The sequence below is a fragment of the Fibrobacter sp. UWCM genome (genome assembly GCF_900129735.1).
Lineage (GTDB): Bacteria > Fibrobacterota > Fibrobacteria > Fibrobacterales > Fibrobacteraceae > Fibrobacter.
Genome location: NZ_FQWR01000009.1, coordinates 1 through 12919, shown reverse-complemented (window position 1 = coordinate 12919; position 12919 = coordinate 1). Strand labels below are relative to the sequence as shown.

The 12919-nt window shown below is 52.5% G+C and carries 14 protein-coding genes; 12 read left to right on the top strand and 2 right to left on the bottom strand.

Features of this window, described 5'->3' with window-relative positions; translation table 11 throughout:
• Positions 1-10 precede the first annotated feature (10 nt).
• The 12 genes from BUB22_RS07575 (at position 11) to BUB22_RS07525 (ending at position 11982) form a co-directional block, all read left to right on the top strand.
• The gene (locus BUB22_RS07575) at positions 11-1612 is read left to right on the top strand and encodes an FISUMP domain-containing protein (RefSeq protein ID WP_175547262.1); all 1602 of its coding nucleotides are present in this window, start codon (positions 11-13) and stop codon (positions 1610-1612) included.
• Between the two features lie 81 nt (positions 1613-1693).
• Positions 1694-2611 (top strand): SPOR domain-containing protein, encoded by a 918-nt coding sequence (locus BUB22_RS07570; RefSeq protein ID WP_139258838.1) that lies wholly within the window; start codon positions 1694-1696, stop codon positions 2609-2611.
• Positions 2612-2620: 9 nt separating this feature from the next.
• The gene (locus BUB22_RS07565; RefSeq protein ID WP_139258836.1) at positions 2621-4039 is read left to right on the top strand and encodes a PCMD domain-containing protein; all 1419 of its coding nucleotides are present in this window, start codon (positions 2621-2623) and stop codon (positions 4037-4039) included.
• Between the two features lie 9 nt (positions 4040-4048).
• Positions 4049-5806, top strand: a complete 1758-nt coding sequence (locus tag BUB22_RS07560; protein WP_073114599.1) for a PCMD domain-containing protein — start codon at positions 4049-4051, stop codon at positions 5804-5806.
• Between the two features lie 44 nt (positions 5807-5850).
• On the top strand, positions 5851-6510 hold the full coding sequence (locus tag BUB22_RS07555) for a hypothetical protein (RefSeq protein ID WP_073114598.1): 660 nt from the start codon (positions 5851-5853) through the stop codon (positions 6508-6510).
• A 40-nt stretch (positions 6511-6550) separates the two neighbouring features.
• On the top strand, positions 6551-6874 hold the full coding sequence (trxA, locus tag BUB22_RS07550; protein WP_073114597.1) for a thioredoxin: 324 nt from the start codon (positions 6551-6553) through the stop codon (positions 6872-6874).
• A gap of 115 nt (positions 6875-6989) precedes the next feature.
• Positions 6990-7781 carry an imidazole glycerol phosphate synthase subunit HisF gene (gene hisF / locus BUB22_RS07545; RefSeq protein WP_073114596.1) on the top strand — a complete coding sequence of 264 codons (792 nt, stop codon included), beginning with the start codon at positions 6990-6992 and terminating at the stop codon, positions 7779-7781.
• 1 nt (position 7782) lies between these two features.
• A complete protein-coding gene (locus BUB22_RS07540; RefSeq protein WP_073114595.1) occupies positions 7783-9171 on the top strand; it encodes a TldD/PmbA family protein in 1389 nt (462 codons plus the stop codon).
• A gap of 761 nt (positions 9172-9932) precedes the next feature.
• A complete protein-coding gene (locus BUB22_RS16695; RefSeq protein WP_175547261.1) occupies positions 9933-10082 on the top strand; it encodes a hypothetical protein in 150 nt (49 codons plus the stop codon).
• A 265-nt stretch (positions 10083-10347) separates the two neighbouring features.
• A complete protein-coding gene (locus BUB22_RS07535) occupies positions 10348-10545 on the top strand; it encodes a hypothetical protein (RefSeq protein ID WP_073114594.1) in 198 nt (65 codons plus the stop codon).
• A gap of 361 nt (positions 10546-10906) precedes the next feature.
• Positions 10907-11320 carry a PBECR2 nuclease fold domain-containing protein gene (locus BUB22_RS07530; protein WP_073114593.1) on the top strand — a complete coding sequence of 138 codons (414 nt, stop codon included), beginning with the start codon at positions 10907-10909 and terminating at the stop codon, positions 11318-11320.
• Positions 11321-11451: 131 nt separating this feature from the next.
• Positions 11452-11982: a phage virion morphogenesis family protein gene (locus tag BUB22_RS07525; RefSeq protein ID WP_073114592.1), complete on the top strand. Its 531-nt coding sequence runs from the start codon at positions 11452-11454 to the stop codon at positions 11980-11982.
• A 2-nt stretch (positions 11983-11984) separates the two neighbouring features.
• Here BUB22_RS07525 and BUB22_RS17335 read toward each other — a convergent pair whose 3' ends face one another.
• Positions 11985-12212: a hypothetical protein gene (locus tag BUB22_RS17335; RefSeq protein WP_073114591.1), complete on the bottom strand. Its 228-nt coding sequence runs from the start codon at positions 12210-12212 to the stop codon at positions 11985-11987.
• 309 nt (positions 12213-12521) lie between these two features.
• A complete protein-coding gene (locus BUB22_RS07515; RefSeq protein WP_139258834.1) occupies positions 12522-12806 on the bottom strand; it encodes a hypothetical protein in 285 nt (94 codons plus the stop codon).
• Between the last annotated feature and the right edge of the window lie 113 nt (positions 12807-12919).

Here is a 12919-nt window from a genome sequence, read left to right as displayed (position 1 = left end):
AGGAGGAATGATGAACAGTTTTTATAAGGCGCTTTTTCCTATTTCTTTTGCCTGTTGCACGCTATCGTTCGTTGCCTGCGGCGACGACGGCTCAGATTTTTTGCAGGCCCCGTACGGAAAGGCGGGCCCGGTCGTTCCCGATAGTTCTGATGACGCTTCCAGTTCTTCTGCGAGGGGGGCGAGTTCGTCTTCGCTGGCCTCGAGTTCTTCCGTCGGGTCCAGCAGTTCCCTGATAGAATCTTATGTGAAAGGTTCCTCGTTCAATGCCTTTACGGACAAGCGCGACGGGAACGTTTACCGCGTGGCTGTAATCGGCTCGCAAGTGTGGATGGCCGAAGACCTTCGCTATTATTCCGAAGATTTGCAGTTCGGGCTCCTCTCCGTGTGCATGACTACTGGGAAAAAGGGCGCATGCGACGGAGACAAGAGGCTTTATTCGTTCTATTCTGCAATGGAAGACGACCGTTGCCAGGTTCACGAAAGATGCGAAGGGATTGAATACCCGCATCGCGGAATTTGCCCCGAGGGCTGGCACTTGCCGGAAATCCATGAATGGAAAACGCTATCGTCATACGTGGACGGTAATGCGAACACTCTCCGTGCCCTTGGTGGGTGGCATACGTACAATTTCGGAACGGACGATTACGGTTTCTCGGCTTACCCGACCGGTGAATGGTTTTACCAGGGGACCAAACACGACGAAGTTGCTCGGTATTGGTCTGCGACAGAAACCGGTGGCACCGATCCGGAAAGTGCATACGAATTTTATATCGAAGGCGTTGGCTTGAAAGTCCAAAGCTACCGGAAGGAATACGGGTATGCGGTAAGGTGCGTTGCCGATGCGGGCGAGGTGAAACTCGACAAGTTTGTCGAAGTCCCGACTCCGAGCAGTTCGAGCGTTTCCTCGAGTTCGTCTGAGGAAAGTTCAAGTTCGTCCGTGGAAAGTTCCTCTTCTGCGGAATCGTCGTCGAGCGAGGTTTCTTCGTCTTCGTCGGAGGTCTCGTCTTCTTCCGTTTCATCGTCTTCGGCGTGGGATCCCTACAGTCACGGCGAAGATTGGAACAGCCTGGAACAGATTACCGATGAACGTGACGGCAACATGTACCGCGTTGTGCAGGTGAACGAGTTTATTATCTGGATGGCTGAAAACCTGCGCTACGCGGATTCAACCGCAACGCCTGCGCTTGTGGGGAATACGGCGTGCATTGGCGAACGCGGGGAACGCTGCGAAGAAGGAAACCTCTACACCTATGCCGCTGCCGTGAACGACTTGGAATGTGCGACAAAAGTATGTTTTGAATCGGAAAAACAGGTGCGCGGAATTTGCCCGGAAGGGTGGCGCCTTCCGAAAAAGGCTGATTGGAACTGGCTCGGGTATGCACTTAACGATGGCTCTGTATCCTTCGATGCCGCCGGTATGCTCCCGACTGGGGAACGGAACGGCAATGGCGTCGTGAAATACGATGGATATGCCCGTTTCTGGCTTGTTGAAGAGGACGCCGGTAGTTCTGCTTTTGAAGGGTATTACTATGCCGGAGATCACCTTCTTCAAAAACAATCCTACATGAAATCTTTCGGCTATGCCGTGCGCTGCGTAAAGGACGTGGAATAGCGCGCTAGAATTAGTTGAAATTCCTCACATACGCTGGGTAGGCGGCTCCTCGTTGCTTTATAATAATGTAAATTAAAGTATATGAGAAAAGCCGCCTTTGTTATTTCCCTGTTTTTTGCCTTTTTGCCCGCGCTAGCCCAGGACATAGTTCCGGATTCCGCACAGGCCGAAACTAAAGCCACGGCGGTAGAGAATGCTGTGCCGGAGGCTGAACCGGCGGAATCTGCTCCGGTTCAGGAATCCAAGGTTGCAGAGGCTCCTGTTGCGGTAACTGTCCCGGAAACGGCCCCGGTTGTGACCGATTCTGCAAAGCCTGCGAAGAAGGCTGGTCTGCTGGATGCGCTTTTCCCGATAGAACCTGACGAGTCGATATCGAAGGGGCATTTCTATGCGGGCACGACGCTCTCGCTTATCCAGGCGAATACCGAGGACGATGCGCTGAATATTCTCATTGGTGATGTTTACGAGGCCTACGGCTACACGTTCACGGTGGAGGCTTTTGGCGGGTACTTTATCCGCGATGCCATGGCGCTCGGCTTGCGTGCCGGGTATTCGCGCACCTGGTTCGATATCGATTTCTCGCTCATGGAAGACCTTATGGACGTGAAGGAGCGCCGCAAGTACGTGAGCAACGGGTTCTTTGTGCAGCCGCTCCTGAAAAACTACCTGAAGGTCCTGGATTCCCGCATCTTCTATCTGTTCAACGAGACTTCTGTTTCGGTGGAGTATTCCTACGGCATTTCGCAGACGGATGACGGCGAGGACATGAAGAAGACCCGCAACAGGGGCTGGTCTATCAAGGCGGGCCTCAATCCGGGTATCTGCGTGATGGTGCTGGACCGGTTCGCGTTCGAAACCTCGGTGGGCTTGCTCGGCCTGAGTTCCAGCATTATCGATGTGGAAGAGAACGACGAGACGAGCAGCCGCTTTGTGTACAATATCGTGAATTTCACCATAAACCTCCTGGCGCTGGATTTCTCGCTGGTGATGTTCTTCTAGGGGTTTGCTATGCGGTTTGAGTTTCACGGGAAAATGAAGTCGTTTATCGCGGGGGCGCTGTGCTCGCTGGCATTTGGCCTGTGGGCCTGTTCCGGCGAAACGGAAACGCAGGTTGCCGCTCCTGACCTGTCCGAGCTTTTTGAAAATGTCGATGATGCCGAAATCGATGTGGAGTCGCGCTCGATTGTGCTCCCCGAGGGCACATCGTCCTTCAAGGTCGATAACATTGCGGCTCTTGGCGGCAACAAGTGCTACCTTGCGCTCGACGACGACCCGGTGGACCCCGAAATCGACTGGGATAACCCGGTAAGTACCGGAACGGAACTTGAAATTGGCGAGGAAGGCCTTAGGCTTGTCGTGCTTGACGATGCGAACCGCGTGATTGCCGTCTGGACGGTGAGCTTGCCCGAAGTGCAATCTTCGAGCAGTGTGGCGCCTTCATCGAGCAGCGCCGAACCTAAGTCGTCAAGCGATGCCGAGAAGGTTTCTTCCTGCAGTGAAAAGGCGGAGAGTTCCTCGAGCGAGAAGCCCGCGGAAAGTTCTTCGTCTTCTGTTGCTCCTGCCTCGAGCAGCGAGATTGCTTCGAGTTCGTCGGAGGATGCATCTTCGTCCAGTGAGGTTTCCGAATCCAGTTCTTCCGCAGAATCCTCCAGCAGTGTTGCCGAATCTTCGAGCAGCGAACGTGAGGAACCGCAACTGCCTGGCTCCGATTTCAGCGCCCGCAACGACTTCTGGGCCACCACGAGCGATGCGATGGCGACGGAGAAGACGTCTGCCGCCATAAAGGTCACTTCGGAGGCGAATCTTGAATTCAATGGCGGTATGGCGACTATTACAACCCGCGAGGTGGAAGGTTCATTCTTGTTTATTGATGGTAGCTGGAAGATGGCGGGTGGCTTCTACTTTGCTGGATCCTATGCGGGTGAAACTGCGCTGGATATCTACGAGCAGGGCTCTGACGGAGGCACCCCCTCTACGGGCTGTTCCGACATTTCGAAGGACATGACTTTTGGCAAGCCGTTTACGGCGCGCCCGACCGCATTCACGGTGAAGTATTCCTACAGCCATGTGGCGAACGAGTCTACGGATTACCCGCAAAAGAGCCTCGTGTACGTGATGCTCGTGGGCAAGAACGGCAAGGTGGTTGCGACCGGCGCCTTCTCGGACGAGGCCAGCGTGGAAATGAAATCCCGTACGGTTGAACTTTCTTACGGCAAGGACCCGTTCGGGCTGCTTTCGGGCGAATATCCCGTCGCCGAAGGCCTTTCGCTCGGGACGGGTGAAGAGGAAGTGACCTCGATTCACGTGATGTTCGCTTCTTCGGCGTACGCGCATGTTGTGTGTGGCGGACTGGTCGGCAATTCGGGTAAGTACCGCGGCGGCGAAAATTCAGCGCTCGTGTTGGATGATTTTAAACTGATATACTAGGAGAAAGAGATGAAAATGTTTAAGAATGGACTTTCTCTGAAATGGCTTTTGGCGGCTTTCCTGTGCGCAGCCCTCTTCGGCTGTACTGCCGACTACGATACCTTCGGGCAGTCCGATTACCGCGTGTTCAATGAAATCGCTTTCGAGGAGGGCGAAAGTGGGGCAATGCTCTATGCGGACGAACACAAGATTGTCGTGAGTCTTGACGAGATTCCCGATAGTCTTGAAACCTGGGACTCCGCGACGATTTCCCTGCTCGATATAAGCTCCATGGCGACGCTCCACCTGGTCGATGGCAAGTTCAAGGAGTTTCCGAGCGATTCCGCCGCGCTGGATTCGCTGGCGCAGGAACTCTCGTATGTGAAGGACCGCCTGCACGAGGGCGACAAGGTGCGCATTCCTTCAAGCGGGACGGTTTACCTGATGCTCGTTTCCGAAAGCGGGATTCCTTCGCTGTGGCAGGTCGTGTTTGAAATCCCCGAGAAGAAGGTGAAGTCTTCATCATCGAATAAGGAGTCCGGCGATACGGATGCAAAGTCCAGTTCGTCTTCCGTGAAGGAAGGTTCCAGCAGTTCCAAGACGGGCGATTCTTCTTCGGGCAAGAGCGATGCGTCGAGCAGCAGCAAGGAACCTGCCGGCAGTTCCTCTTCTGTGAAGGGGGATAATTCTGCCAGCAGCGGCGACGGCAATTCTTCGGCGGGTGGCGACGAGCCTGAATCATCGTCTTCGGTGGCGGTTCCCGCGAATGCCCCGAAACTCCTGAGGCTTATTGCCGGTGCGGGTGAAGTTGAGGCTGAAATTGACCAGGATGCCGGTACGGTATTCCTGAATATGAATTACGCGATTGATTTGGACTTGCGCGACCTCGAAATAAAGGGGCTGGAACTTTCGGACGGCGCTACGGCAAGCGTGAAGGTGGGCGAGTCCTACAACTTTGCACGCGGATTGAAGGTGACGCTGGAAAACGATGGCGTCGAGCGTACCTACACCGTGAAGGCGGGCTACCAGTATCCGGGTAGCGATTTTAATACCTGGGTCAAGGATGATTTTAATAACATGAACGATATAGATGGCTGGGATAATGGCAACAACAGCTATGCAAAGGAACTGACTACCAATGCCGAAGGTAAAAGTGTCATAAAGATGGAATCCCAGACAGCGGTTATCAAGTTTGCTAGCGGTAATATGCTTGTTGCCTATTTTAATCCCAAGGGCGTGAGCGCTATCAGTATGGCGGGTTATGAGGATGGCAATGAACTTATCGATTTTGGAAGGCCGTTCTATGGCAGGCCCAAGTATGTGGAGTTTGACGTAAAGTATGATGGTAAGAAGGATTCCTGTGATTTGTATGTAATTCTTGAAAATCGCAGCCGCACGAGTAACGAGGGCAAGAACCAGTACCGTACCTCAAGCGACGTAAACACGATGGTCGCTTCGGCCTGGTACCGTGCGACGACTGTCGAGAGCGAGGATGACCCGGACGTGGTTTCCATTACCGATGCGGAGCGCGAAGGATACAAGACAATCCGGCTTGCGTTCAAGTATGGCTTACCCTACGATAGTTCTCCAATATACAATTCGAGCGTACTTACGAAGGGACTCAAGAACAAGAATGGTATTGATAACCACCTAGACCCGACGGATTCTCCGGATGATTTCGACGTGACGCATATCCGCGTGGTGATGGCCTCCAGTGCACTCGGGAACCTGTACAAGGGCTCTGTCGGGGCGACTCTCTGGGCCGACGAAATGCGCTTGATTTACTGAGTTTGCTAGATTTTGGGCAAAGTTGTATATAAAAAGGAGAACAAATGATTAAACGCATTGCTGTTGTAGCGCTGCTCCTTGCCATTTTTGCTGGAGCCCAGGGAAACAACTGGTCGAACTATGGCTCTGACCAGCCCACTGCGTCCTCCGACGAGCATATTTCGACCCAGGCCGCTCCGTCGCAACCTGAACCCACCCTCCCCAATACCCGCTGGTCGATTTCCATCCATCCCGTATCGTTGCTTGTCTTTACCACTATATTCGGGGTGCCCTGGGTTACATTTACTGTGGAGAACAACCTTTCCTCGAGGTTCTCGCTCTCCTCACGCCCGGAACTGATGTGGGCGAGTTTTGCCGACGGAGATATTTTTGCTTACGGGCTCTACGAGGGGGTGCGGTTCTATTTCAATGAAGGCCACAAGGGTTTTTACGTGTCGCCGCAAATCGGCTACGAGAGCGTTTCTGTTGACTATGATAGCGATTACTACAATCATCGCAGTTCTTCGTCCGGTGAAGCGTCCGCCTTCATTTTTGCCTGCTATCTGGGACTGAAGATCCAGAGCGGTCACGTAGTCATGTTCTCGGAATTAGGATTTGGCTACACGATGATGTCTTCGAACGATATCGACGACGGCGATGCCGACAAGGTCGCTGAATCGGGCTTCGGTATAGACCTCAACTACGCGATAGGCTACGCTTTTTAGTCCGAATTTTCTATTTTAAGGGAAAAAATCGGAGTTTACTATGCCTGCAATTCACCTTACAGCAGAAAATTTTGACAAGGCCATTTCGTCTGGCCAGTTGGTGTTCGTTGATTTCTGGGCGACCTGGTGCCGCCCCTGCATGATGATGGGCCCCATTATCGATGAACTCGCCGACGAATACAACGGCAAGGCCATTATCGCGAAGATGGACGTAGACAGCGATGGCGCGAAGGATATCTGCGCTCGCTTCGGCATCACGAACATCCCGAACATGAAGCTGTTCAAGAACGGCGTGGAAGTCGGGAACGTGGTGGGTGCCGTGCCCAAGGCGACCGTCAAGGGTGTTATTGACCGCAATCTATAATTCAGGGTTTTGAAGTGTCATCCTGAGCGTAGTGCGTAGCACGAAGTCGAAGGATCCAGCTGTGGATGATAAAACTGGATTCTTCACTATTGCATAGGGTGACCTGTCTATTATTATGCTTACTAAACGCTTAATCGTTTGCCTCGACGTCCGTAACCGCAAGGTCACGAAGGGCGTCAAGTTCAAGGGAAATATCGACATTGGCGACCCCGTGGAGATGGGCGCGCAGTACAGTGCCGACGGCGTGGACGAACTCGTGTTCTACGATATTACCGCGAGCGCCGAGAACCGCCCGTGTGACATGGAAATGATTCGCCAGATTGCAAAGCGCGTGTTTATCCCGTTTGCGGTGGGTGGCGGTATCCGTAACCTCGACGACATGCACGAGGCCCTGTTGGCCGGTGCCGAGAAGGTGAGCGTGAACAGCCTCGCCGTGTTGCACCCCGAAATCATAGCTGATGGCGCGAAGGCGTTCGGACGCCAGTGCGTGGTGCTCGGCATGGACGCGAAGTTCTTGGGCGTTTCGGACAAGTTCAAGAGCGGTTACGAAGTGTATATCCGCGGTGGCCGCCAGGCGATGGGCATCGATGCCGTCGAGTGGGCGAAGAAGGCCGAGGATTTGGGCGTGGGCGAAATCTGCCTGAACGCCATCGATACCGACGGCGTGCGCAACGGGTACGAACTGAACATTACCGACCAGGTGGCACGTGCCGTGCAGGTGCCGGTGATTGCAAGCGGTGGCGCGGGTACCCCTGCGCACATTGTGGACCTGTTCCGCAAGACTGCTGCAGATGCGGCGCTGGTCGCGTCGATGGTGCACTTTGGCGATTACACGGTTCCCGGAATCAAGAAGGAAATGCTTGCGGCTGGTATCCCTGTGCGCAAGAAGATGAACGGCGAGGTCTAGCGTGAATCCGTCAGTCGCTGTGAAGATTTTCGAGGCGGGCAGGAATGCCGGCGCCGACTTTGTGGAAATTTTCGAGGAAGAGACCCGCAGTTCTGTGCTCGGGCTCAAGGACCGCCATATAGAGACCGCTACGGCGGGTACGGAATATGGTATTGGAATCCGCCTCCTGTACGGGACCGAGGTGCTGTATGGTTTCACGAGCGACGACAGTGAAGAAGCCCTTGTAAAGCTGGTGCAGACGCTTGCCTTCGGGCGTATCGCGAAGGCGGGTGCATCGAGCGTTCCGTTTGAACTGCGCCCCGAAAAGCGCGTGAGCGACTTCAATATGGCGGCGTTCAAGGATCCGCGCCTGCTGGGCCAGGCGGTCAAGCAGGATTTCTTGTTCCGTGCCGACAAGGCGGCGCGTAGCGTTTCGGACAAAGTTGCACAGGTCGGGTCTACGGTGACCGACGTGTGCTCGTCTATCACGATTATGAACAGCGAGGGCCTGAACCTTGTGCTGGACCGTTCCAGGGTTCGCGTGAACGTGACGGTTACTGCAAGCGATGGCTCCGAGAGGCTCACGACACACGAGGCCCCCGGGGCGCTTGGCGGTTACGAACTGCTGGAGAATTACTCTCCCGAAAAAATCGCGACGGAGTGTGCCGAACGCGTTGTCCGCATGCTCGATGCGGGCTACATTGCGGGCGGCCAGATGCCCGTGGTGATGGGCAACGGGTTCGGTGGCGTGATATTCCACGAGGCGTGCGGGCACCCGCTCGAAACGGAATCCGTACGCAGGAACGCAAGCCCCTTCTGCGGCAAGATTGGCGAGGCGATTGGCCAGCCGTGCCTTACCGCAATAGACGACGGCACGATGGACGGCGTGTGGGGGAGCCTCAAGTACGATGACGAGGGGATGCTCACGCAGCGTACGACGCTTATCGAAAATGGCATATTGAAGACCTACATGAGTGACCGCGTGGGTGCCGCAGAAGTGGGCATTGCCCGCACGGGTTCGGCTCGGCGCGAAAGCTACAAGTATGCGCCGGTGAGCCGCATGCGCAACACGTTTATAGCCCCCGGTAAAGATACGCTCGATTCCATGATCGCGAGTGTAGATAACGGGCTTTATGCTGCCCGCATGGCAGGCGGTTCCGTGAACCCCGCGACAGGCGAGTTCAACTTCGCTGTCGATGAAGGTTACGTTATCCGTAACGGCAAGATTTGCGAACCGGTGCGCGGCGCGACCCTCATCGGCAAGGGGCACGAGATTATGCCCCGCATCAGCATGGTCGGCAGCGACTTCGAGCAGGCCGCGGGCATTTGCGGAGCCTCTTCGGGCCACATTCCTGTGACTGTGGGCCAGCCGAGCATCAAGGTCGACCAGATTCTCGTCGGCGGCCGGTAATTTCAGAAAAATGGCGTGTGGCAAATAGCGCAGCCTGAAAAACTGCGCCGCCTAGCGCAAGCCTGTATAAACCACAACGGCACCCCGCGAAGGGATGCCGTTGTTGGTGTATGGGATGTTTGGTTTCTGAGTTTAAAGTAGATTTATTCGGGCCCTGTGGGGAGTAGGTCGGGCCAAATTCCATTGTAAAGGTTTACAACACTTACAACGTGAAAATGCGCGAAATACGCGAAAAACGCCCTTTTTAGGGCGTTTTTGATGTTGTTTATTGCAAAAGGTTTACAATGCGACGGGGACGGGGGTGAAATTTCGCTCCTGAAGAACTTATATAGGACTAAACGGGGTGTTTTGTGGCGTTTAGTCCTACCGCGCGCAGAATTGCCGGGGTCATGCGGGGCTCTTGCGACAAGAAATGTTGGCTGAACGCTTTGAAAATAGGACTAAAAGGCTTGTTTTGTGATGTTTAGTCCTACCGCACGCAGAATTGCCGGCTGTTTTGTGGCGCGAACTGCCTCCAGCATAGGACTAAACGGGGTGTTTTGCGGTGTTTAGTCCTACATTTTTAGGTTTTCAGCATTTTTACGTTTCATCTCGGCTCATAAAGAGCCCCTATAAGATTAAAAAAATAGGATATGTCAATGGACCGTCGTCTTCCCATTATACGATGAGCATAGCTTAGTATGACCACCCAAGTGTCCGGCTTTTACACTTACTCACATATCCTATACCCCTAATATACCACTTTTTCAGGAGAAATGCAAATGATCAATGCTGAAATCGATGACAAAAATTGCAAAATCACGCTAAAAGGCATCGATAACAAGGCAAAAGACATGTCCACGGCAATGAAAATCATCGCCAAGGACCTGCAAAGCTCCAGTTTTATCTCCGCTCATAAAGAGCCCCTATAAGACTTTAGGCGGCTACGCGTACTTCTGGACGGCCTCTGAGAGCTCGTCTTCCTACGCCTCCAGCCGTAGCTTCGATACGGGCGCATCGATGGGTTCGGACTACTACAGTAAGTCGAACGGTTACTCTGTTCGTCTCGTCAAGGATTCCCAGTGAGCCTAGGCCCTATTGGGCCTAGAGCGAACGGGACCGGAGCGCCGCAAGGCGCACGGGCCTGAATTTAAGTTTTATCTCCGCTCATAAAGAGCCCCTATAAGACTCAAATTCATGAAGAGCTTGAAGACCGGAAAGTCCGCTATTCGCGCAGTCTTTTGGAAACGTTTCAGATACAACAACAAGGACTATTTCGTAGAAATCGTGAACGATTCCGGTGTCGGTGAAGACTTCAAACTATACACAAGCTATGCAAACAGCAAGGATGCAGGAAAAACTATGACAGGAACCGTTATTTACCAGAAGCCCTAGAATGGTAGAGGGCGGCCCTCTGCAAAGGAACCGCACTCTCTCAAGACATTCAAACGGGATTGCAGCCCATCACGACTATCGAGCCCTTTCAATATACATCTTTTTTTAACGGAAGTCAATAGGAAATGTCAGATTTTATCAATGCAGACGTAGACATAGGCAAATTTAACGCGCTAATCGCCATAATGCGGCGAAATTCGGTAAATACAAGGCCCGTCATGGCTGCCGTCGGCAACCTGGTAGTCAAAAGCGTCCGCCAGAACTTCCGTTTTATCTCCGCTCATAAAGAGCCCCTATAAGACTTGAAAACAAGAAGTTTGCACCAGACAAAAGCATCACAAAGGAAAACTTCACCGACAAGATGAGTGAAGCCATTGGCTTGCCCAAAGGCAAAGATGCAAAGGTGTCCATACCATTCGAAAACCAGAAGACCGGCTTCCATTACGAGACCATTATCAAAAGAGAACACATCGAAGATTTCGTAAATCACATCACGGATGGTAAAAGGGCAAAACAGCATCGCGAAAGACTCTTGCCGATGTTCCTGGAAACCCTGAAAAACCCAGCCGAAATACGAGTCCAGTATCTAAAAAGCACCGGAACGAATAAACGCGCTATTCGAACAGCCTTCTACAACAGATTCAAGGTTGACGGCGAAGAATTTACGATTGAAGTCATTGCCAATTCAGGTATTTTCGAGGGTTTTACCATCTGGACCGGCTACAAAGATAGCAGTACAGCAAGGAAGGGTAAATGTATTTTCAGGAAGTTTTAAATGGAGGCAGTATGCTCGCCGTGACGAAACACCTGGCTACCTGCTCCACTCACACGAATCACGGTTCTCGCTTCACAGGCCAATTCTTATACCCATAATATACACTTTTTTGTCACGGAAGTCAATACCCCATGTCAAATTTTATCAACGCAGACGTAAAAATCGATAAATTCAACGAAATTATCGATATTGCGAAGCGGACGGCAAGCGACTTGAAGCCCGCCATGGCGGCTATCGGCAACCTTGTGACAAAGAGCGTCAAGCAGAACTTCCGCGAAGGTGGCCGACCCGTCCGGTGGCCCAGCTCGAAAAAGCCCAGGGGAAAGACATTAATTGGCACCGGAGCTTTGATGAAAAACATCCACTACGAGCTCGACAATGACGGCAACGCCGTAACTGTCATGACCGGCCCCCAGAAATACGCCCACATCCACCAGTTCGGCGGCTCAATCCCCGCGCACGACATCAAGGCCAAGAACCGCAAGGCACTCCGTTTCACCGTGGGCGGCACGGTATTCTACCGCAAGAGTGCCCACCACCCGGGCGCAAACATCCCCGCCCGCCCCTACATGCTTCTCCAGGAAGAGGACGAAACCAAGATCAAGGATATCCTGGCAAACAGAATCGTCGATGAAATGAAAAAGAAAGGAGGTCTCAAATGACCCTAGAACAGGCTCAGTTGCCCTTTGTTTTCAGGCTTCTTTTCAACCACGTTCATATACCTGTAGATCGTTCGCTCGCTGAGACCCGTTTCAAACGCAAGCTGGTGGACGGGCTTGTCGAAATTGTCGCGCATATAGCGGCGCACTGCGTTGGGCGTCATCCGGGCTGGGCAGGCTACATGGTTGCCCGCGAACTTCTTCCAGATACGTTTGGCGACATCGAGCCCCAAGGACTTCGCGACCCATTTCAGTTTTATCTCCGCTCATAAAGAGCCCCTATAAGACGAACAGACAAAAGAGGACGGTATCTACGAAATTTACAACGCATGGCTTGATGGTGATGCCCACGTCATTTCTTTCATTACAGAAAATGGGAAATCATTTCCTTATGACCCGCAAAGTGGAGAAATCGTTAAACTTGAGGACGATGTTCTAGACTTTGTGCTAAACGAAGTAAGCGTTATAAAAATCGACAACAGCTTTATAAACCCCAATATGATAAAAGCGTTGTCAAAAGCGAAAAAAGCAACCAAGAGGTCTTAACTTCTAATCAACTTGAAGATTAAGTTCTTGTTTGTTACATACTCTATTTTTCCATCTTTTACATACCCAACAATCGGTAGACCAGTTGGCATAGGATGTTTTTTTAACGGGTCGTTAAAATGGAATAAGAAAACATAGCCATACTTCTCATTCTTTTTTAGCGACTTGTACGAAAAATATCCCTTTGCCTTTACTTCTTTTTCGGCAATTTCAGATGCCTCTTTTTCTGTAATCATTTCCTCATCCTCACTTCGTAATCTACTGGTTTTATCTCCGCTCATAAAGAGCCCCTATAAGACACAAGTCAAAGGGTATCCTCACCTGGTACGCCCGAGTTCCTGACCCGTTGGCGAGGGGGTCGGTGCATTTCTTCAGTCTGGGTACCACGAGTCGC